18 protein-coding genes are annotated in these 20748 nt (G+C 37.4%); 12 read left to right on the forward strand and 6 right to left on the reverse strand.

Annotated elements, in window-relative coordinates; all coding sequences use genetic code 11:
• Positions 1–14: 14 nt before the first annotated feature.
• From hemP to SB028_RS08430, 3 genes are all read right to left on the reverse strand, one after another.
• Positions 15–197 carry a hemin uptake protein HemP gene (hemP, locus tag SB028_RS08420; RefSeq protein ID WP_069369327.1) on the reverse strand — a complete coding sequence of 61 codons (183 nt, stop codon included), beginning with the start codon at positions 195–197 and terminating at the stop codon, positions 15–17.
• Positions 198–428: 231 nt separating this feature from the next.
• Positions 429–1478 (reverse strand): 3-deoxy-7-phosphoheptulonate synthase, encoded by a 1050-nt coding sequence (locus tag SB028_RS08425; RefSeq protein WP_069369326.1) that lies wholly within the window; start codon positions 1476–1478, stop codon positions 429–431.
• A 120-nt stretch (positions 1479–1598) separates the two neighbouring features.
• A complete protein-coding gene (locus SB028_RS08430) occupies positions 1599–2465 on the reverse strand; it encodes a pyruvate, water dikinase regulatory protein (protein WP_069369325.1) in 867 nt (288 codons plus the stop codon).
• Between the two features lie 221 nt (positions 2466–2686).
• Between SB028_RS08430 and ppsA the strand changes: the two genes are divergently transcribed.
• A complete protein-coding gene (gene ppsA / locus SB028_RS08435) occupies positions 2687–5059 on the forward strand; it encodes a phosphoenolpyruvate synthase (protein WP_128860560.1) in 2373 nt (790 codons plus the stop codon).
• Between the two features lie 455 nt (positions 5060–5514).
• Here ppsA and ydiK read toward each other — a convergent pair whose 3' ends face one another.
• Positions 5515–6627, reverse strand: coding sequence for an AI-2E family transporter YdiK (gene ydiK / locus SB028_RS08440; RefSeq protein ID WP_069369324.1), 1113 nt, complete (start codon positions 6625–6627; stop codon positions 5515–5517).
• Positions 6628–6843: 216 nt separating this feature from the next.
• On the opposite strand from ydiK, the gene SB028_RS08445 reads away from it, so the two are divergent.
• The 11 genes from SB028_RS08445 to SB028_RS08495 all read left to right on the forward strand — a co-directional run bounded on the left by SB028_RS08445 (position 6844) and on the right by SB028_RS08495 (position 19034).
• The gene (locus SB028_RS08445; protein ID WP_069730309.1) at positions 6844–9900 is read left to right on the forward strand and encodes an FAD-binding and (Fe-S)-binding domain-containing protein; all 3057 of its coding nucleotides are present in this window, start codon (positions 6844–6846) and stop codon (positions 9898–9900) included.
• Positions 9897–10310 carry a 1,4-dihydroxy-2-naphthoyl-CoA hydrolase gene (gene menI, locus SB028_RS08450; RefSeq protein WP_069369323.1) on the forward strand — a complete coding sequence of 138 codons (414 nt, stop codon included), beginning with the start codon at positions 9897–9899 and terminating at the stop codon, positions 10308–10310. Before SB028_RS08445 ends, menI begins: the two co-directional genes overlap by 4 nt.
• A 172-nt stretch (positions 10311–10482) precedes the next feature.
• Entirely contained in the window at positions 10483–11103 is a 621-nt protein-coding gene (locus SB028_RS08455; RefSeq protein WP_069369322.1) for a hypothetical protein, read from the forward strand.
• A gap of 416 nt (positions 11104–11519) precedes the next feature.
• Positions 11520–11888 carry a Fe-S cluster assembly scaffold SufA gene (sufA, locus tag SB028_RS08460; RefSeq protein WP_077885145.1) on the forward strand — a complete coding sequence of 123 codons (369 nt, stop codon included), beginning with the start codon at positions 11520–11522 and terminating at the stop codon, positions 11886–11888.
• Between the two features lie 17 nt (positions 11889–11905).
• Positions 11906–13408: a Fe-S cluster assembly protein SufB gene (sufB, locus tag SB028_RS08465; RefSeq protein WP_069369320.1), complete on the forward strand. Its 1503-nt coding sequence runs from the start codon at positions 11906–11908 to the stop codon at positions 13406–13408.
• A gap of 44 nt (positions 13409–13452) precedes the next feature.
• Complete coding sequence (sufC, locus tag SB028_RS08470) at positions 13453–14199, forward strand: Fe-S cluster assembly ATPase SufC (RefSeq protein ID WP_069369319.1); 747 nt, start codon at positions 13453–13455, stop codon at positions 14197–14199.
• On the forward strand, positions 14174–15481 hold the full coding sequence (gene sufD / locus SB028_RS08475) for a Fe-S cluster assembly protein SufD (RefSeq protein WP_069369318.1): 1308 nt from the start codon (positions 14174–14176) through the stop codon (positions 15479–15481). Before sufC ends, sufD begins: the two co-directional genes overlap by 26 nt.
• 11 nt (positions 15482–15492) lie before the next feature.
• Positions 15493–16731: a cysteine desulfurase SufS gene (gene sufS / locus SB028_RS08480; protein ID WP_069369317.1), complete on the forward strand. Its 1239-nt coding sequence runs from the start codon at positions 15493–15495 to the stop codon at positions 16729–16731.
• 20 nt (positions 16732–16751) lie between these two features.
• Positions 16752–17180 carry a cysteine desulfuration protein SufE gene (gene sufE / locus SB028_RS08485; protein ID WP_069369316.1) on the forward strand — a complete coding sequence of 143 codons (429 nt, stop codon included), beginning with the start codon at positions 16752–16754 and terminating at the stop codon, positions 17178–17180.
• Positions 17181–17296: 116 nt separating this feature from the next.
• Positions 17297–18214, forward strand: a complete 918-nt coding sequence (locus tag SB028_RS08490) for a L,D-transpeptidase family protein (protein ID WP_069369315.1) — start codon at positions 17297–17299, stop codon at positions 18212–18214.
• 169 nt (positions 18215–18383) lie between these two features.
• Positions 18384–19034, forward strand: coding sequence for a hypothetical protein (locus SB028_RS08495; RefSeq protein WP_069369314.1), 651 nt, complete (start codon positions 18384–18386; stop codon positions 19032–19034).
• 138 nt (positions 19035–19172) lie between these two features.
• Here SB028_RS08495 and SB028_RS08500 read toward each other — a convergent pair whose 3' ends face one another.
• On the reverse strand, positions 19173–19412 hold the full coding sequence (locus tag SB028_RS08500) for an Lpp/OprI family alanine-zipper lipoprotein (RefSeq protein WP_069369313.1): 240 nt from the start codon (positions 19410–19412) through the stop codon (positions 19173–19175).
• A 259-nt stretch (positions 19413–19671) separates the two neighbouring features.
• Positions 19672–20736, reverse strand: coding sequence for a linear amide C-N hydrolase (locus SB028_RS08505; RefSeq protein ID WP_069369312.1), 1065 nt, complete (start codon positions 20734–20736; stop codon positions 19672–19674).
• Between the last annotated feature and the right edge of the window lie 12 nt (positions 20737–20748).

A 20748-nucleotide genomic window follows, 5' to 3' on the forward strand; every position in this document is an offset into this window, starting at 1 on the left:
ATTGTTAAAAAAGATTATTTAGTCAGGATTAATTTTCCTGATTTTGTTTGGCGTAGTTGATACAACTCTCCGTTATGTTGAATGTAAACCACACCATCTTTACCTAATAACTCAATACTATTAATTGATTGAATTATTAAAAAATGAGAATTTTGTTTAGTTAAAGAACTATCCAAATTATTAGCTTTTTTATTCATAATACACTAAGAGTAATAAGCGTTATCATTATGATAATCATTATCGTTAACAAAAATGTTTAGACAAGCTTTTTTTAACGTAAACCAGTAAATTTAAGTCATATTGTGAATAACAGGGCGTGATACGATGAGAATTAGCACAGTGGAATAAAGGCAAGACTATAATTTTATCAAAATAGAGTAGAAGCAAAATAAAAAAGGGGATAGAAAGTATCCCCTCAAGCATAATGGTTATTTAAATCGATTTTCAACGGCTTGAGCAAGTAGTTCGAGAAGGTGTTCCGTATCATTCCAACTTAAGCATGGATCCGTAATTGATTGACCGTAAACCAAGGGTTTATCTTGAATGACTTTTTGTGAGCCTTCTTGTAAAAAGCTTTCAGCCATCACGCCAACAATCGCTTGTGAACCATCTTTAATTTGTTGACCAACATTTCTGGCTACTTCTAATTGACGACGATGGATTTTTTCACAGTTACCATGGCTAAAATCGATAATAAGATGCTCTGGTAAATCCACTTGTTTTAGTGCATCAACTGCATCAGCGATATCGCTTGCGTGATAATTTGGTTTTTTACCGCCACGCAGAATAATATGACCATAAGGATTACCACTGGTTTGATAAATCGTCATATGACCATTTTTATCAGGCGATAAGAAAGTATGACCTACTCGAGAGGCGCGAATAGCATCAATTGCAATACGGGTATTACCATCGGTGCCATTTTTAAAGCCCACAGGGCAAGAGAGTGCAGAAGCCATTTCACGGTGAACTTGGCTTTCTGTTGTTCTAGCACCAATGGCACCCCAACTAATTAAATCTGCAATATATTGGCCAGTGACCATATCGAGAAATTCAGTTGCAGTGGGTAAACCTAATGCATTTATTTCAATTAATAGTTTTCTTGCAAGGCGAATACCTTCATTGACATTGCAAGAGTTATCAAGGTAAGGATCAGAGATTAAACCTTTCCAGCCAATCACTGTACGTGGCTTTTCAAAGTAGGTTCTCATGACGATTTCTAATCGGTTATGATAGCGTTCTTTCAGCTGATTAAGCTTAGCAGCGTACTCTTTGGCAGCTTTAGGATCATGAATAGAACAAGGTCCGACAATGACGAGCAGTCGCTTGTCTTCACCAATAAGGATCGCTTCAATTCGTTTACGTGCTGATGTGATGTTTTGGGTTATCTCATCAGAAATGGGGAACTCTTTTGCTAAGGTTTCTGGTGTTACCAGACTGTCTAGCGCCTTAGTCCGTAGTTCGTCGGTCTTTAACATAATTCATCTCAATAAATATACAGGGTAAGTCTACCCAGTGATTAAGATCACAATAAACGAAATTCAGCTAATTTCAACAGCGTTCACAGAGAAAAACAAATAAAAAGTCGCCAGAAAGCGTTAAAACATTCTTCTCGCTAATCCCATAGAATCAATTACCTTGGTTGAAATTTCTTCAACAGAATAATTTGTGGTGTTGAGATAAGGGATATTGTTTTTTCTAAAAAGTGCTTCGACTTCAGACAATTCAATTCTGCATTGGCGAATCGATGCATAACGGCTATTTTCGCGACGTTCACCCCGAATAGCAGCAAGACGTTCTGGTGCAATAGTTAAGCCAAATAATTTATGCTGATATTCTTTTAGTTCTGCGGGGAGTTTTAAAAAGTCCATATCATCCGCCGTAAATGGATAGTTGGCAGCTTGAATACCAAATTGCATTGCTAAATAAAGGCTAGTAGGGGTTTTCCCGCAGCGAGAAACACCAATCAAGATCACTTGCGCTTGGTCGAGATTACGTAATGATATGCCATCATCATGAGAAAGGGTGTATTCGATGGCGGCAATACGCGCATCGTATTTACTAAGATTCTTTTCCGTTAATCCATGGGTTTTATTTAATTTTGGTGATGCTTGGATCCCCATTTCTTTTTCAAGTGGTATGACAAGAGATTGCACAATATCTTGGCAAAAACCTTCACTGCTATTTATTATCTGTTTAACTTCAGGGCTGATTATAGAATAAAAAACAAGGGGTTTAGTGCCGCTCTTTTTATAAATTTCAGCAATTTTCTGTTTTATTTCTTCAGCTCTTTCCACCGTCGAAACAAAAGGTAATGTATAACTTTTCATTTTTAATGGAAATTGAGAAAGTACCGCATGGCCTAATACTTCAGCCGTAATTGCTGTACCATCTGAGATAAAAAAGACTGTTCTATCAATAGGTTCATTATTATCACAGTTAATAGAATTCAAGCTTAATATCATAATGCTCACCTTTTTTTTAGCTGAATTAGCAAATCAAACAATATTATCTAAAGCATTTTTAGTGATTATAAAGGATAAAAAAATAAAGTTTTCTGGTTGATCGATTCACCTTTCTATATTCAGCATCACATTGTGATACGCTTATTTACGTTGTCGTTTTGACAGCGGGTTTTTCTTTTTTTCTCTCTCTCTCATAATTGTTTAAAAAAGGATTGTTCTCAATGTCCAGCAATAGCCTCACCCCGTGCAATGTGCTTTGGTATAACCAATTAGGTATGAATGACGTTGATCGTGTTGGTGGGAAAAATGCTTCCCTCGGTGAAATGATCACAAACCTAGCAGAACTGGGTGTTTCTGTTCCTAATGGGTTTGCTACCACAGCGCAAGCGTTTAATGATTTTCTGGAACAGAGCGGTATCAACCAGCGTATTTATGAATTACTTGATAGCGTTGATGTTGATGATGTTCATCAGCTGGCTCAAGCTGGTAATCAAATTCGTCAGTGGGTAATTGATACACCTTTTACGCCTCAGTTTGAAAAAGATATTCGCGATGCTTATCTCACATTAAGTGAGGGTGAATCTGAAGCGTCATTTGCCGTTCGTTCATCTGCGACAGCAGAAGATATGCCTGATGCTTCTTTTGCCGGTCAACAAGAAACGTTTTTAAACGTTCAAGGTATTGATGCCATACTCGTAGCAATTAAACACGTATTTGCCTCGTTATTTAACGATCGTGCAATCTCTTATCGTGTTCACCAAGGTTATGATCACCGTGGTGTTGCATTATCTGCGGGTGTTCAACGTATGGTGCGTTCTGATCTCGCTTCTTCAGGTGTGATGTTTACCATCGATACTGAATCAGGCTTTGATCAAGTTGTCTTTATTACATCAGCTTATGGTTTAGGTGAAATGGTTGTGCAGGGGGCAGTTAACCCAGATGAGTTCTATGTACACAAGCCAACTTTAGCAAAAGGTTTACCTTCTATTGTTCGCCGTAATCTTGGTTCTAAAAAGATCCAAATGGTTTACGCAGACAGTGTTGAACATGGTAAACAAGTCCGTATCGAAGATACGCCTGAATCACTGCGCAATCGTTTTTCCCTGACTGATCATGAAGTTCAAGAGCTGGCTAAACAAGCTGTGTTGATTGAACGTCACTATGGTCGACCAATGGATATCGAATGGGCTAAAGATGGACATAATGGTCGTTTATACATTGTTCAAGCACGCCCAGAAACAGTTCGTTCTAACCAACAAGTTATGGAGCGCTATCAATTAAATGAAAGTGGCTCTGTTATTATTGAAGGTCGTGCTATTGGTCATCGTATTGGTACGGGTACCGTGAAAGTTATTCATAACTTAAGTGAGATGGATAGAATTGAAGCGGGCGATGTGTTGGTCACTGACATGACAGACCCAGATTGGGAGCCTATCATGAAAAAAGCCTCTGCGATTGTGACTAATCGTGGCGGAAGAACATGTCACGCTGCAATTATTGCCCGTGAATTAGGTATTCCAGCGGTTGTGGGTTGTGGTGATGCAACAGAATGTATTACGGAAGGACAAGTGGTAACCGTTTCTTGTGCTGAAGGTGATACAGGATTTGTTTACGATGGCAAACTGGATTTTTCTATTCAGAGCTCCGCAATCGATAATATGCCTGAATTAGGGCTCAAAATCATGATGAACGTCGGCAATCCGGATCGTGCATTCGATTTTGCTGGTCTACCAAATGAAGGTGTTGGTCTTGCGCGTTTAGAATTTATTATTAACCGTATGATTGGTGTGCATCCTCGCGCATTATTAGAGTATGACGACCAAACTGAAGCATTAAAAGCCGAAATCAATGAAATGATGGCTGGCTATGAATCTCCAGTTGAGTATTACATCAGTAAATTAACGGAAGGGATTGCTACATTAGCCGCGGCATTCTGGCCTAAACGCGTTATTGTTCGTTTATCTGACTTTAAATCTAACGAATACGCTAACTTAGTGGGGGGGGATCGTTATGAACCAGATGAAGAGAACCCAATGTTAGGATTCCGTGGTGCAGGTCGTTATGTTTCTGACGATTTCCGTCGCTGCTTCTCGCTTGAATGTGAAGCGATAAAACGTGTTCGTAATGATATGGGTTTAAAGAATGTTGAAGTCATGATCCCATTTGTTCGTACTGTACGCCAAGCTGAAGAGGTGATTGATGAATTAGCCGCAAACGGTTTGAAACGAGGTGAGAACGACTTAAAAGTCATTATGATGTGTGAAATTCCATCTAATGCCTTATTGGCGGATAAATTCTTAGAGCATTTTGATGGTTTCTCTATTGGCTCTAATGACATGACCCAATTAACATTAGGTCTTGACCGAGATTCAGGTGTGGTCTCTGCACTGTTTGATGAACGCAATGATGCAGTGAAAGCATTATTATCAATGGCAATCCAAGCCGCAAAACGTAATGGAAAATATGTGGGTATTTGTGGTCAAGGACCTTCTGATCATGAAGATTTCGCACAATGGTTAATGGAAGAGGGAATTGATAGTTTATCTTTAAATCCAGATACTGTAATTAAAACTTGGGTAAAGTTAGCACAATAGAATTAATATCATAGATATGAATAAAAGCTCACAATATAATGTGAGCTTTTTTTATACAATTATAAAATAATAGGTAAAAAAAAAAGCCTATCATGGGCTGACAGGCAAAGACTACACACAGCAATATTTTATATTCATTAATCCCGCCAATTAATCTATTTATATGAAAGGCGAAATTATTAATTTGATGAAACATTTGTTTCGTTGATATTTATATTAAGAGAAATATGTTAATTATGCTCTAAGAATTATCTCAATAAAAAGAATATTGGATTATTTAAAAATGAATATAACTTGCTGGTAACAAACAGGTTTAAAAAAATGTAATTTGTTTCAAAATGTAAGTTTTAATATAAAAATATAATGGTTTATTCCTAAATTGATAATCTTTATTAAACTTTGCTCTGTTATTTTTAGAGCATGTAAGTAGCTACACTTACATGCTCCATTATTATTTATTCTTTTTCGATAAAGTTTTTATTCATAAATTCTACTGTTTCAGTTAAATCAGGATTAGGTTTTGGTACTTCATTAATCCATGCATTTAATAAACTATGGGCAACAGCGAGAACGACAGGGCCAATAAATAATCCAATCATACCTAATGTTAAAATCCCACCAATAACACCTGTGAGAATTAATACCATAGGCAAATCAGCGCCCATTTTGATTAAATAAGGTCGTAATACACCATCCATTGTTGCAACAGCACCGCCCCAAATCACCATGACAATGCCCCAAGTGGTATCACCGGTCCAAAATAGCCATAAAACGGATGGCACCAATACTAATAAAGGACCTATTTGAGCAAGGCAGCAAATAAACATAACGACGGTTAATACCGTAGCATAAGGTACGCCAGATACAGCAAGACCAATACCACCAACAATTGCTTGAATTAAGGCGGTTAAAACGACACCTAATGCAACAGCGCGAATAGACATAGATGCGAGTAAAATTGCGGCATCACCACGTTGACCCGCTAAGCGAATAGCAAAATGGCGCAACCAAGATACAACATTTTCACCTTGTAAAAACAATAGACCTGAAAATAACAACATCACACCCAAATGTAGGGCAAATCGACCAATATTCAAGGCTTGAGCAAAAAACCAGTTTGCAGCTTGTCCCACATAAGGTTGGATTTTTGTGATTAATGCATTACCCCCCGAGACAAGAATAGAATGCCATGTATCATAAAGCTTGCTTCCTATCATGGGGATATCATTAAGCCATAATAATTGAGGTGGTTGAATATTCGAAGGCGATTTCGCTAATTCAATTAAAGGGGCACTATTATCAATGACGCTACTAATTAATAGGATAATAGGGATAACGAAGATCAGTAATATCAAAATCATCATTATCATGGTTGATAACCAACGATATTTTACTCGTTTTTCAATAATAAGGAGTAAAGGCCACGTTGCCACAACAATCATTCCAGCCCAAATTAAGCCCACAATAAAGGGATTTAGGATCCAAAAACTGGCGATAATAAAAAAAGAAATAAAAAGAACAGTGAATAAAACTTTGGGTATATCTGTATGGATCTGCGGTTTTTCCATGGTTTTAAATCCCTACACGAATAAAAATGCTAGAAGCAGATGAATAAACATTGCAAATATCACGTTGTTTATCTCACTACGCAATTTGCCAGAATTGTATGATAAGGTGAACAGGTATCGGTCTGAAAGTACAAAATGAGGCAAAATCCCTCTTAGTATACATTTCAACATCTAAAATTAAGCAATGTGGACTATTAGATTAAAGAGCTATAACAAATGATCCCACGTATATCGCAAGCACCGCAAGTCAGTGAACTCACAACAGAATTTCTTGATACCCTTAAAAAAAACGGTTTCACCGGTGATATTTCCAGCAGTTACGCTGACAGACTTACTATGGCAACAGATAATAGTATTTACCAGTTATTACCACAGGCTGTCGTTTTTCCCCGCTCCACAGCCGATGTCACTATTATCGCTCGCTTAGTTGATGAACCTCGATTTCATTCACTCTCTCTGACACCAAGAGGGGGCGGTACAGGAACTAATGGGCAAGCATTAACAGAGGGTATCGTGGTTGATTTATCTCGCTATATGAAACGTATTATCGAGATAAACCCGCAAGAGCGTTGGGTAAAAGTGGAAGCTGGAGTGATAAAAGATGAGCTTAATCTCTTTTTAAAACCTTATGGCTTCTTTTTTGCACCTGAGCTATCTACCAGTAATCGCGCCACATTAGGTGGAATGATTAATACCGATGCTTCAGGGCAAGGTTCAATGGTTTATGGTAAAACGTCTGATCACGTTCTTGGTGTTAGAGCCGTTTTGTTAGGTGGTGAATTGCTTGAAACGCGAGCTATGGATACCGCACTAGCAGAAAACATTGCCCAAGAAAGCTCTACAATCGGTAAAGTTTATCGTACCGTTTTATCTCGTTGCAAAGAGCAACGGAAACTTATTCTTGAAAAATTCCCTAAATTAAATCGCTTTTTAACCGGGTATGATTTGCGCCATGTCTTTAGTGATGACATGAAACGATTTGATCTAACGAGAATTTTAACAGGCTCTGAAGGAACGCTTGCTTTTATTACTGAAGCGACACTCGATATCACGCCAATTCCTAAACAGCGCAGTTTAGTCAATGTAAAATACGATTCTTTTGATTCCGCATTACGTAATGCGCCTTTTTTAGTGAAAGCGAATGCTCTTTCTGTTGAAACGGTTGATTCCAAAGTATTAAATCTTGCTCGTGAAGATATTGTGTGGCACTCGGTTAAAGAGTTGATCACTGATGTGCCTGATAAAGATATGCAAGGTCTTAATATTGTTGAATTTGCGGGGGATGATGAAAATCTTATCGCTTCACAAGTGACATCATTATGCCAGCGCTTAGATTCATTAATGAAAGAGGGTCAGGGCGGCGTTATCGGCTATCAAGTCTGTGAGGATTTGGCGGATATTAACCGTATTTATGCCATGCGTAAAAAAGCGGTGGGTTTATTAGGTAACGCAAAAGGGCAAGCAAAGCCCATTCCTTTTGTAGAAGATACCTGTGTGCCGCCAGAACATCTTGCTGATTATATTACAGAATTTAGAGCGTTGCTCGACCGCCATCAGCTTAATTATGGCATGTTTGGACATGTTGATGCAGGGGTATTGCACGTAAGGCCTGCACTTGATATGTGCGATCCACAACAAGAATTATTGATGAAGTCTATCTCAGACGACATTGTTACGTTAACAGCCAAATATGGTGGGTTACTCTGGGGCGAACATGGAAAAGGCTTTAGAGCGCAATACAGCCCCGAATTTTTCGGTGAAACGCTCTATCATGAACTGCGCCAAATCAAAACGGTGTTCGATCCTCGAAATAGATTAAACCCTGGTAAAATATGCCCTCCATTAGAGGTCGATGAACCCATGAAGCAAGTTGATACGATCAAACGAGGTACCTTTGATCGCACAATTCCTTTATCTGTACGTCAAGATTTCAAAGGGGCATTAGATTGTAATGGTAATGGGCTTTGCTTTAACTTTGATGCCAAAAGCCCAATGTGCCCTTCAATGAAAATCAGCGGGCAACGTATTCATTCGCCTAAAGGGCGAGCTGCACTTGTAAGAGAGTGGCTACGTTTATTAACAGAACAAGGTGTTAGTCCAAAACAGCTTAGATCTAGCCTTGAAAATAATAAACCTAGCTTAAGAAGTTTGATTGAGAAAACACGTAATACATGGAAAGCCAAACGTGGTGAATATGACTTTTCTCATGAAGTGAAAGCGGCTATGAATGGCTGTTTAGCTTGTAAAGCCTGTTCAACCCAGTGCCCGATTAAAATTGATGTGCCATCCTTCCGTTCTAAATTTACTGAACTTTATCACCAGCGCTATTTACGTCCGTTAAAAGACCATATTGTCGCGAATGTTGAACTAACAACGCCAATTATGGCAAAAGCGCCGGGATTCTTTAATTTCTTTATGAAGCAACCCTTGGTGCAAACATTAAGTAAACATACAATAGGAATGGTCGACTTACCTTTGCTGTCATCACCGACGTTAAGGCAGCAATTGGCTGGACACAAGGCGTTAGATATGACGCTAGAAGACTTAGAGCGTTTATCTGAAAAGCAGCGAAGTCATTATGTTTTAGTAGTACAAGACCCTTTCACGAGTTATTACGATGCCAAAGTGGTCGCCGATTTTATCAAACTAATTGAAAAAATTGGGTTTAAGCCTGTTTTGTTGCCGTTTTCACCTAATGGTAAAGCGCAACATATTAAAGGTTTTTTACAGCAATTTAGTAAAACGGCACAAAAAACCTCAACTATGCTCAATCGTGTGGCAAAGTTAGGTATTCCTATGGTTGGTGTTGATCCTGCATTAGTGCTGTGTTATCGCGATGAATATCGTGAAATATTGGGTGATAAACGTGGGGATTTTAATGTTCAACTTGTTCATGAATGGCTAAGTAAATTGGTATCTGAGCCAATAGCCATTCGTGATAATGATGAAAAATGGTATCTTTTTGGGCACTGTACAGAAGTGACCGCGCTTCCACAAAGTATGAAACAGTGGCAGGCTATTTTCCAACGTTATGGGCAGCAACTCGAATTTGTGAGCACGGGATGTTGTGGAATGGCAGGTACTTATGGACATGAACTAAATAATTATGAAAACTCGTTAGGCATTTATCAACTTTCATGGGGTAATGCGCTAAAAAAATTACCAACAATGCGTTGTTTGAGTACCGGTTACTCTTGTCGTAGTCAAGTGAAACGTATTGATAATATTGAGCTAAAACACCCACTACAGGCACTTTTGGAGATTATGCCATGATATGGAAACGTGAAACGACAATTGAGTACCTTAATCATATTGGACAAAACAATATGATGAGCCATTTGGGCATAGAATTAACCTGTCTTGGTGATGATTATCTTGAAGGAACAATGCCTGTTGATCATCGTACTAAGCAGCCTTTAGGGCTTTTACATGGCGGTGCTTCGGTTGTTTTAGCTGAAACATTAGGCTCTGTTGCGGGGTATCTTTGTACCGAAGGTGAACAAAAGATTGTTGGGCTAGAAATTAATGCAAATCATATCCGTTCAGCAAGAGAAGGTAAGGTAAGAGGAGTATGCAAACCTATTCATTTAGGTCGATCACATCAAGTCTGGTCGATAGAAATATTTGATGATGAAGGTCGTCAAGTGTGTATTTCTAGATTAACGACATCTGTTATTTCTTAAAGAATAAAAAAGACATACGCACAAAGTGAAATACTCGCTTTGTGCGTTTTTATATTTATAGATAATGTCAAAAAGAATAAAAATAGAGAAAGAAAATAGAATTATTTCTTTATTTAGATTTTATTTTTAATGATAATCATTATCTTCATAATAAAAGATAAGACGATCAATAATGTTAACTATTTCTAAGTTCAACACCACAGTATTATTAATTGCGGGTTTATTAATCAGCGGATGTGATAATAATTCTACCTCTGCAATGAGTAATGATATAAGTAATATTCCAGTACAAACTGTTTCTGGATTTAATATGGTTTATCCCACTTCCTTTACCATGAGCAGAGAAGATACAGAAAATTATTTTAAATTATTACCCGATAATATTCAGGATGTCACAACAGAAATGATGGTTTATAAATCAGAACCCATTTGTGATTTAACAGAAGTTCGTCTGGTTTATTTCAAAATGATTGATGCAATGAGTTACGATGTGGATACAGGAGCACAAGGCATAGTTGATAATATTGCAATAATAGATGGGATGACTGAAATATCCACATCGATAAAACCGTTAACGATCCCAAATGTGGAGAGCCGACATGTCTTTTTTGAAGGGAAATATGCAAAAGAGAATGTGAGCTATGAAGGTGTTTTAGTGGCTGATCTTAAAACGAATCGAGTATGGCAACTGCAATTGATCAGTAACTTCAATAGTCAATCGGACAAACAAAAAAATAGTCAAATCCTTGAATGTACAAACAAATATATTCAAACTATTACTATCAGTAAATAAGTTCAAATAGCACACAATCCAATAAGATAGCATCACATAAGTGGTGCTATCTTACCCTTCATGATAAGCATAAAAATGAATATGAACAGAACTAATAGCCGTGTGTAAAAACACATATTTATGCTTTTTTCTCTCAATTTCAGTGATAAGATGTAAGGTGTATTTATATTGCAACTTATGTGCGTATTGTGCGAAAAATAAGAAAAATTAAAAGTTTTATTTTTTGAAATGAAAGAATAAAAAAGCGTTATATTACATTATGTTAATGTTAGCTATTAACAAAGTAACTGCAAAAATAGAACAAAAAACACACATTTATGGAATATCCTTTCAAAAGACAGGGTTGAAGTGATAAGGGTTATCATTACCATTAGTGTCAGGAAAGATATTAATCTCCTTTCGAAATGAGGTCAGAAATGGCAAACAACGTTGAAACTTTTTCTCTTAATGACACCGTTTGGCAAGGCATTGTATTAACGGATAATGCGGCAAAGCATATCTGCCATTTAGTTGAGAAAAACCCTGAAAAACAGGGGCTTTCCTTAAGTATCAAACCCTCTGGTTGTACAGGGTATGGTTATGTTATTGAACTCGCTACTGCCCCAAATAACGATGATCTTGTTTATGAACATAATGGAGCAAAACTCTTTGTTTCATTAAAAGCAATGCCATTTATCGATGGGTTAGTTGTTGATTATGTTCGTGAAGGGCTTAATCAAATGTTTAAATTTAATAATCCTAAAGCTCAAAACGTCTGCGGATGTGGTGAGAGCTTCGGGGTATAACATAGTGAAGTCAGATTATGTCTCAGAGCAATGTTGAAATTGGTGATGAAGTTCAGGGATGGCTAAGCGATCACCACTATAAAGAAGGTTTTTATACTGATATCTCAACCGACACCTTAGAAAAAGGATTAAATGAAGCGGTTGTGCGTGCAATATCAGCCAAAAGAAACGAACCCGAGTGGATGTTGGAATTTCGTTTAGATGCTTATCGCCATTGGTTAGAAATGGAAGAACCTCATTGGCTAAAAGCAGATTACCCATCACTCAATTATCAAGATTATAGCTATTATTCAGCGCCATCTTGTAGTTCATGTTGTGCTAATGGTAGTTGTGCTGGTGGTACAAATGAAGCAATTGCGAGTGATAAACAAGCCACACAAGACTATTTAACCAAAGAAGTTGAAGATGCTTTTAACCAACTCGGTGTACCTGTAAGAGAAGGGCAAGCTGTTGCTGTTGATGCTATTTTTGACTCTGTTTCTGTTTCAACAACCTATCGTGAAGAACTTGCCGAACACGGTATTATTTTCTGTTCATTCAGTGAAGCAATTCAAGAATATCCTGATTTAGTGCGTCAATATTTAGGTACTGTTGTATCAAGCCATGATAACTACTTTGCTGCACTCAACGCTGCGGTCGCCTCTGATGGTACTTTTGTCTATATTCCCAAAGGGGTTCGTTGCCCAATGGAATTATCGACTTATTTCCGTATTAATGCGGCTCAAACAGGCCAATTTGAACGAACAATTTTGGTTGCTGATGAAGGCAGTTATGTCAGTTATATCGAAGGTTGTTCTGCGCCTGTTCGTGATAGCTATCAGCTTCATGCCGCAGTGGTTGAAGTCATTATCCATAGAGATGCTGAAGTTAAATACTCTACTGTTCAAAATTGGTTCTCTGGTGGCGATAGTGAAGGCGGTATCCTTAATTTTGTGACTAAACGAGCTATCTGTGAAGGTGAAAACGCCAAAATGTCATGGACGCAATCAGAAACAGGTTCTGCAATCACATGGAAATATCCAAGTGTAATTTTAAAAGGGGATAATTCGACAGCTGAATTTTTCTCGGTTGCTTTAACGAATGGCAGCCAACAGGCAGATACAGGGACTAAGATGATCCACATTGGCAAAAATACCAAATCAACCATTATCTCTAAAGGTATTTCAGCAGGTAAAAGCCAAAACAGTTACCGCGGACTCGTAAAAGTACTCCCTAGTGCGCAAAATGCCCGTAACTTTACCCAATGTGATTCCATGTTAATTGGTACGCAGTGTGGTGCGCATACTTTCCCTTATGTTGAGGTAATGAACAACTCAGCACAGCTTGAACATGAAGCGACAACGTCACGTATTGGTGAAGATCAATTGTTCTATTGTCGGCAGCGTGGGTTAAGCGAAGATGATGCAATCTCAATGATTGTAAACGGATTTTGTAAAGATGTGTTCTCAGAATTACCGCTGGAATTCGCTGTGGAAGCGCAAAAATTATTAGCAATCAGCTTAGAACATAGCGTCGGTTAACCATCAACCAAATTCTGAGTATAAAGATACTGAAGGCATATATTATGTTAGAGATTAAAAATTTACATGTCAGTGTTGAAGGCAATGAGATCCTTAAAGGATTAGATTTGCAGGTTCGCGCAGGTGAAGTTCATGCGATTATGGGGCCAAATGGCTCAGGAAAAAGTACCTTATCGGCAACACTTGCTGGTCGTGATGAATATGAAGTTGATGAAGGTTCAATCACTTTTAAAAATAAAGATTTATTGGCATTAGAACCGGAAGAGCGCGCAGGTGAAGGTATCTTTATGGCTTTTCAATATCCTGTTGAAATACCCGGTGTCAGTAATCAATTTTTCTTACAATCTTCGGTGAATGCCGTAAGAGAATATCGTGGTAAAGAGCCGTTAGATCGCTTTGATTTTGAAGATTTTATTGAAGATAAAATTAAATTATTGGATATGCCACAAGATTTGCTAACACGCTCAGTGAATGTGGGATTTTCTGGTGGTGAAAAAAAACGTAACGATATTTTGCAAATGGCTGCATTAGAGCCTGAATTATGTATTTTAGATGAAACAGATTCTGGCCTTGATATTGATGCATTAAAAATTGTCTCTAATGGTGTTAATAGTTTACGCGATGGTAAACGTGCTTTTATTGTTGTAACACACTACCAACGTATTCTTGACTATATTAAACCTGATTTTGTGCATGTGCTGTATCAGGGGAAAATCATTAAATCAGGTGATTTTTCATTGGCGCAAAAATTGGAGGAACAAGGTTATGGCTGGCTTATTGACCCTCAATGAAAAACGAGAAAAACAGCGCCAAGTTGAACTTCGTAATCAACAAGCACTAAAGGCGTTTGCAGCGTTATACCATCAACGTAAAGGCGACGATAATCTCAATGCGCGTAATCACTGGTTGCAAGTCGAAAAAATCGGGTTCCCCGCTTACCGTCATGAAGATTGGCATTATACGCCCTTAGAAGAAACGTTAAGCCAATGCTATCAACAGTTGCCACCTTTTGATGTGCAAAGCTTAATGGCTAAATATGCATTATCTTTTGATTGCTACCGTATTGTTATGGTAAATGGCACATTTTCACCGATAGAAAGTAGTAAAGATTTTGGTCCTTATCAAGTCACTTTACTTGATAATCAAAGTGAGCTCCCTAACGCGGTAAATGGTGAAATTTTTCTGCACTTAGTTGAAAGTTTAGCGCCACACCCTTTGTTGATTACCTTGAAAGCTGGTGTTATTGCGGATAAACCACTTTATATCCTCAATATTACGCAAGGCGACCAAAGCGCAGAGGTAAATAGTGCAAATTATCGTTTTCATCTTGATGTTGGTGCGAATACCCAGATGCAAGTGGTGGAGCACTATATCAGTAGCGACAACGAAAACCGTCACTTTACAGGGGCAAGATTAACTGCAGAGATTGGTGATAATGCCTCTTTTAATCATATTAAATTAAGCTTTGAGAATAGTGTGAGTCAGCATTTTGCTCATAACGACTTGACGATAGGTCGTGATGCTCGGGTCAATAGCTATGCTTTCTTATTAGGCGCTAAACTGAGTCGTCATCATACAAGTTCGGCACTAAAAGGTGAAAATACGTCACTTTCAATGAATAGCGTTGTATTACCTAAAGCAGGTGAAATCGCGGATACTCGTACATGGCTGGTTCATGGTGAGAAAAATTGCCAGAGTCGTCAACTGCATAAAAGTATTGCGATGGATGCTGGTAAAGCCGTATTTAACGGTATGATCACGGTGACACCTCAAGCATTAAAGACAGATGGTCAAATGACAAATAACAATCTGTTGCTGGGTGAGAAAGCGCAAATTGATACTAAACCACAGCTTGAAATCTATGCAGATGATGTGAAATGTAGCCATGGTGCGACAGTAGGTCGAATTGATGATGAGCAACTATTTTATTTGCGTTCACGAGGTATTTCTTTAACTGACGCCCGTAAAATGATCATCCATGCATTTGCGGCTGAATTAACTGAATCGCTAGAAAATAGTGTGGTCAAGGCGCAGGTATTAGAGAGAATTAATCAGCGCTTATTAGAGGTATAAAATAAGGCATTATGACGCATTCCATTGAAAAAGCGCGAGATGATTTTCCAATCCTTTTACAACAAGTAAAAGGAAAACCACTGGTTTATCTCGACAGTGCCGCAAGTGCTCAGAAGCCGGCTTGCGTCATTGAACATGAAACGCAATTTACCTTAACACAATATGCCGCGGTTCACCGCGGTATTCATACGTTAAGTGCAAATGCGACAACGTTAGTTGAAAATGTTCGTAAAAAAGCCAGTGATTTTTTAGGCGCTAATAGCGAAGAAGAGATTGTTTTTGTTAAAGGAACAACGGAAGGGATCAACTTAATCGCAAATATTTATAGCCAACGATTTTTAAATGATGGTGACAATATCATCATCACTGAAATGGAACATCATGCAAATATTGTTCCTTGGTATATGTTGGCAAAACAGTATGGCTTTAATGTTCGAGTGTTGCCACTATTACAAGACGGCACTCTCGATCTGGCTCAATTACCTCGCTTAATCGACGAACGAACAAAATTACTCAGTCTTACGCATCAATCAAATGTATTGGGTACAGTGAATCCTATCGCTCAAATTATTCGTGATGCTCGCCAATATGCTATTGTTCAAGGAGGAGAGTTACATATATTGGTTGATGGCGCTCAAAGTGCAATGCATCAACCCATTAATGTTTCACAACTTGATTGCGACTTTTTTGTTTGTAGTGGACATAAACTTTATGGACCTACTGGTATTGGTTTACTGTATGGTAAAAAAGCGCTACTGGATGAGTTGCCGCCCTGGGAAGGTGGTGGCGCAATGATAAAGCATGTTCATATTAATGGTGATATTACCTATGCAGATGCACCTTGGCGCTTTGAAGCGGGGACGCCTAATATAATGGGAATGATTGGCTTAGGTGCTGCATTGGATTATCTTTCACAATTAGGCATGAATCATATTGCTGAATATGAAAACGGTATAATGAAGTATGCTCAAGAGCAGCTGCAAAAAGTAAAATCATTAACGCTTTATGGCAATGATTGTCGACAAGGTGTGATTGCCTTTAATTTAGGTAAACATCACGCTTATGATGTTGGAGCATTTCTGGATAATTATGGTATTGCTATTCGTACTGGGCATCATTGTGCGATGCCAATTATGGATTATTATCAGGTTCCTGCGATGTGCCGTGCATCTCTTGGCTTATATACCAATAAAAATGATATTGATGCGTTGGTGAATGCGCTATTGCGTGTTGAAATGTTATTAGGCTAAAGATTAAAAAGAGGTTATTCATGGCAGTTGCCAATTTGCCAGATGAAGCAAAACTATTGCGCAATTTTTCTCGTTGCCAAGATTGGGAACAACGTTATCTTTATATGATGGAGTTAGGTGAGCGTCTGCCGCCTCTAACAGATGAACAGCGCATTTCAGCTAACTTTATTGAAGGTTGCCAAAGCCAAGTGTGGATTGCGGTTTCTCTTAATGAGAACAAACATCTGGTGCTGGCTGGCGACAGTGATGCAGGTATTGTAAAAGGGCTTGTTGCATTAGTCATTATCTTATTTCAAGGTAAAACAATTGAACAAGCTTTAGCGACGGATGTAAAACATTATTTTTCATCATTAGCACTAGAAAGCCACTTAACGCCGTCTCGTACACAAGGTTTACATGCGATGGTTACGACGCTTATTAAGCGTTTTTCAGAATACGCTGTAGCATAAATGTTACCTGATCCCACATTAATGTTCTAAACTGACTTATTATATGAAAGCATAACAATGATAATGTTATCATCATAATAGTCAGTTTATTTTATTTCTAACACACGGGATAAACGATGAAAAAATGGTTAACTCTATTGGGAGTATCGCTGTTAGGGATGAGTAGTCACTTATCTTATGCAACAGAATATCTACTACCTGCTGATAACCAGCGTATTATTGGTGAAAACTTTTCATATATAGTTCCCGATGATAAACGCTCACTAGAAGCTATTGCGTCTGAATACCAAGTGGGATTGCTCAATATGATGGAAGCAAATCCTGGTATTGATCCTCTTTTACCTGATGCAGGTAAAACATTAACTATTCCATTACAGATGATTTTGCCTGATACAGTGCGAAAAGGTATTGTAATCAATCTTGCCGAATTGCGCCTTTATTATTACCCCAAAGAAGGTGGCACAGTTGATGTTTACCCTATTGGAATTGGTCAATTAGGCCGTGAAACACCTGAAATGGTGACATCGATTTCTCAATTAATTAAAGATCCAACTTGGACACCAACAGCGAATATTCGTAAAAACTATGCCGCTAAAGGGATCACGCTACCCGCTGTCGTTCCTGCTGGCCCTGAAAATCCAATGGGAGCATATGCTCTAAGATTGGCACATAGTCGAGGTGAGTATCTTATTCATGGTACTAATGCTGATTTTGGTATTGGCTTAAGAGTGAGTTCTGGCTGTATTCGTTTAAGACCAAATGATATTGAGACGTTATTTAATGTGGTACCTAAAGGTAGCCGTGTTCAGGTTATTAATAAGCCGATTAAATTTACTGAAACTGCAGACGGTAGGCAGTTTATTGAAGTTCATCAGCCACTGTCACGCAATGAAAATGACGATCCGCAAACCATGCCTCTTACATTCTCGAAGCAATTTAATGCTTGGTATGAAAGTGGAAAGGTTGATAAAGATAAAGTAGATACTGAAATAATTCGTCGCTCAGGTTTACCTGTTGATGTAACTGCGAATTAATATTTCTGCTGCTTAATAGATATTGAAAAACAGATGCTTAGACATCTGTTTTTTTAATAATAATTTATAAAAATAGTTTAACCTAATAAAGGTGTATTTTTAACATTAAATTGATGTTTTATTCTTTAATATCGATAACTTCTCTGCGTAAAATGAATGAGTTATAGATATGTACCTTAATAAAATAAATGTTAATCCTCATTATTCTGAATGTATTACTTCCAGTGATGGAAATAAAATTAGTCAATTGGGAAATAAAACTACTTCAATAAAAAATAGTATGGAAACTCTTTTTATTGGAAATGAAAAGAAAAGAAAACAGAATATTAATAAAATATGTGGTGAATTGATTCACCGGATCTCAACAAAAACAAAAAATGGTGAATATGAAAGAGTAGAAGCAAATAAATTGAATGATGGTGGGCGTATTAGTACTAGTTTAACTCATAAAACATTGGCTAATGATGTGACTAAATTATTCCACGCCATCAAAAATGAACTAATAAATCAAAAAGATAAGTCTTTATCAATCCTTGTGGGTCATGCTGATAAATCAGTCAATATAATGCTGGCGACACTTTATCAAGTTTATCAACAGGCGGATAAACATATTCAGAAGAATATTAATTTAGGTAATAATTCTTTATTAAAATCACAGATACCTGATTTTGTTAGTAAAGAATTTACCATTCAAAATGATAATTTAATGATTAAAAATCATGACATTATGACGGTACTTGAAGATATATATAAAAAACATCAAGGAGAAATTGAATTATTAAAAAGAAATGCGAGCGATAAAATTAATTCTAAGTTATAGGAAATTGGAAAAGATAGCAGAATTAGAGTATATTAATTTATAGTTTAATATATTAAAAATAAAGCCCCAATCATTGTGGATTGAGGCTTTACTATTAGTACTGGTCTGAAACTGATCCCAGTTTACCAGTCAATCAAATTACTTTTTATAAGTAGTGACTTGGTTATCTAAACGTTGATTTGCACGCGCTGCTTCGTCGTAAGCTGATTTAGCTTCAGCACGAGCTGATTGTACATCACTACTTAATTGTTGAACTTGAGTATTCAGGCGGCTTACATCAGAAGAGATTTGATCTAATTGTGCATTATTACTAGAAGAACAACCTGCTAATAAGCCTGAAGCCAGAATTACCGCACCTAGTACAAGTTTTGCTTTCATAGTTACAACCTCTATTATTAGTTTGTGTAAAGGAACAAGTAGCATTTATATGAAACCATTAGTAAGTATGGCACATATATAGGAAAATGCTGGATTTATTTACCACATTCTACTGAACCAGTAATTGAACAATAGAAAAAATAACACTTAAAACGCAAATATTCAGTACAAAAAATGCGTGTTATTTCACAAAAGATGTTTATTCATAACAGTCTGATAGAAAACATTTTATCAGTGTTGTTTTTATTGTTATTTATCTTTATTGCGCTATATCACCACCTAAATTTACTTTTATGAAAACAGGTTCTACTTCATTTTTAAACGATTCAAGCGTAAATTTTTGGAAGTTGAGATCGTTATATCCTCTAAAGAAGAGTATTCCTCGCTCTAAATCAGTGAGTGTTGTCCATACTGAAAACTCACTTGTATGAAGGGCTTTTAACGTGTTATGACCCAGTAAAGGATCGATAGTGGAATTTTTAGGGCGATCAAAACGGTTCATAATGTGAGCCAGTTCAACAAGTTGTGTGTCTTGATCAGAAACTTGGTGATAATACGTTGTGTAGTAAACGGCACGAATAAATCTATCAACAGACGTATCAGAGCTTGGCAATGTTGCTAAAGCAATCCCACTATCCGGTTGTTTTACCTTCATATTTCCCAGTGTACTGCTAGAAATATTAATATTAGAAAGATGAGTATAATTATTTAAGTTAGTAAGATGCCATGGAAATAATGGGCCATTGGTCATGCAATAAGTCGGATTATCATAAATATGTAACTTTCCTTCTGAAACCTCAACAACAATACAGGCGCCTGTTTTATCATAAAACGCATAATGGAAAGGGCTGGGTAAATTGCGCAATAGCAATAACTTTTGTGACCAAAATGCCGTTTTAGGGATATTTTCTTTTAATTCTTCAACGGTTGAATATTGTGCTAAAGCCCATTCACCAATGGCTGCGATAGGCACTGAGGTCGCGTAGTCTTCTGGGCTAATATCATCGAGCTTTGAATCAGGAAGCATATTCAAACTAAAAGAAAGTCCTTGTGTATTGACGCCTTCAAGTACGTCTTTTGTCCCTTCTAAATTAATTGGTGCTGTAATAGCGATAAATGGGTATTTAGTGACGTATTTTAAGCCTGGTGTACCATCGGGGGCATTTTGCTGGAATGTATGAGCTTTAGGATAATAGGCAAATATTGAGGCAGGTTTGTCTACTGAAAATTCCATTGTTCTACCGTGGTATATACGATTTTTCTTATCTTTAATCGCAAGGGTAGTACAAGCAAAAACACGGGTATTTATTGTATCGTCAGACATTTTACATCCTTA

This window comes from Proteus vulgaris (assembly GCF_033708015.1).
In the GTDB taxonomy this organism is placed as follows: Bacteria; Pseudomonadota; Gammaproteobacteria; order Enterobacterales; family Enterobacteriaceae; genus Proteus.

Excerpts from the sequence above, each read along its gene's own strand:
- hemP (WP_069369327.1), bottom strand. The coding sequence starts at position 197 with ATGAATAAAAAAGCTAATAATTTGGATAGTTCTTTAACTAAACAAAAT.
- SB028_RS08425 (WP_069369326.1), bottom strand. The coding sequence starts at position 1,478 with ATGTTAAAGACCGACGAACTACGGACTAAGGCGCTAGACAGTCTGGTA.
- SB028_RS08430 (WP_069369325.1), bottom strand. The coding sequence starts at position 2,465 with ATGATATTAAGCTTGAATTCTATTAACTGTGATAATAATGAACCTATT.
- ppsA (WP_128860560.1), top strand. The coding sequence starts at position 2,687 with ATGTCCAGCAATAGCCTCACCCCGTGCAATGTGCTTTGGTATAACCAA.
- ydiK (WP_069369324.1), bottom strand. The coding sequence starts at position 6,627 with ATGGAAAAACCGCAGATCCATACAGATATACCCAAAGTTTTATTCACT.
- SB028_RS08445 (WP_069730309.1), top strand. The coding sequence starts at position 6,844 with ATGATCCCACGTATATCGCAAGCACCGCAAGTCAGTGAACTCACAACA.
- menI (WP_069369323.1), top strand. The coding sequence starts at position 9,897 with ATGATATGGAAACGTGAAACGACAATTGAGTACCTTAATCATATTGGA.
- SB028_RS08455 (WP_069369322.1), top strand. The coding sequence starts at position 10,483 with ATGTTAACTATTTCTAAGTTCAACACCACAGTATTATTAATTGCGGGT.
- sufA (WP_077885145.1), top strand. The coding sequence starts at position 11,520 with ATGGCAAACAACGTTGAAACTTTTTCTCTTAATGACACCGTTTGGCAA.
- sufB (WP_069369320.1), top strand. The coding sequence starts at position 11,906 with ATGTCTCAGAGCAATGTTGAAATTGGTGATGAAGTTCAGGGATGGCTA.
- sufC (WP_069369319.1), top strand. The coding sequence starts at position 13,453 with ATGTTAGAGATTAAAAATTTACATGTCAGTGTTGAAGGCAATGAGATC.
- sufD (WP_069369318.1), top strand. The coding sequence starts at position 14,174 with ATGGCTGGCTTATTGACCCTCAATGAAAAACGAGAAAAACAGCGCCAA.
- sufS (WP_069369317.1), top strand. The coding sequence starts at position 15,493 with ATGACGCATTCCATTGAAAAAGCGCGAGATGATTTTCCAATCCTTTTA.
- sufE (WP_069369316.1), top strand. The coding sequence starts at position 16,752 with ATGGCAGTTGCCAATTTGCCAGATGAAGCAAAACTATTGCGCAATTTT.
- SB028_RS08490 (WP_069369315.1), top strand. The coding sequence starts at position 17,297 with ATGAAAAAATGGTTAACTCTATTGGGAGTATCGCTGTTAGGGATGAGT.
- SB028_RS08495 (WP_069369314.1), top strand. The coding sequence starts at position 18,384 with ATGTACCTTAATAAAATAAATGTTAATCCTCATTATTCTGAATGTATT.
- SB028_RS08500 (WP_069369313.1), bottom strand. The coding sequence starts at position 19,412 with ATGAAAGCAAAACTTGTACTAGGTGCGGTAATTCTGGCTTCAGGCTTA.
- SB028_RS08505 (WP_069369312.1), bottom strand. The coding sequence starts at position 20,736 with ATGTCTGACGATACAATAAATACCCGTGTTTTTGCTTGTACTACCCTT.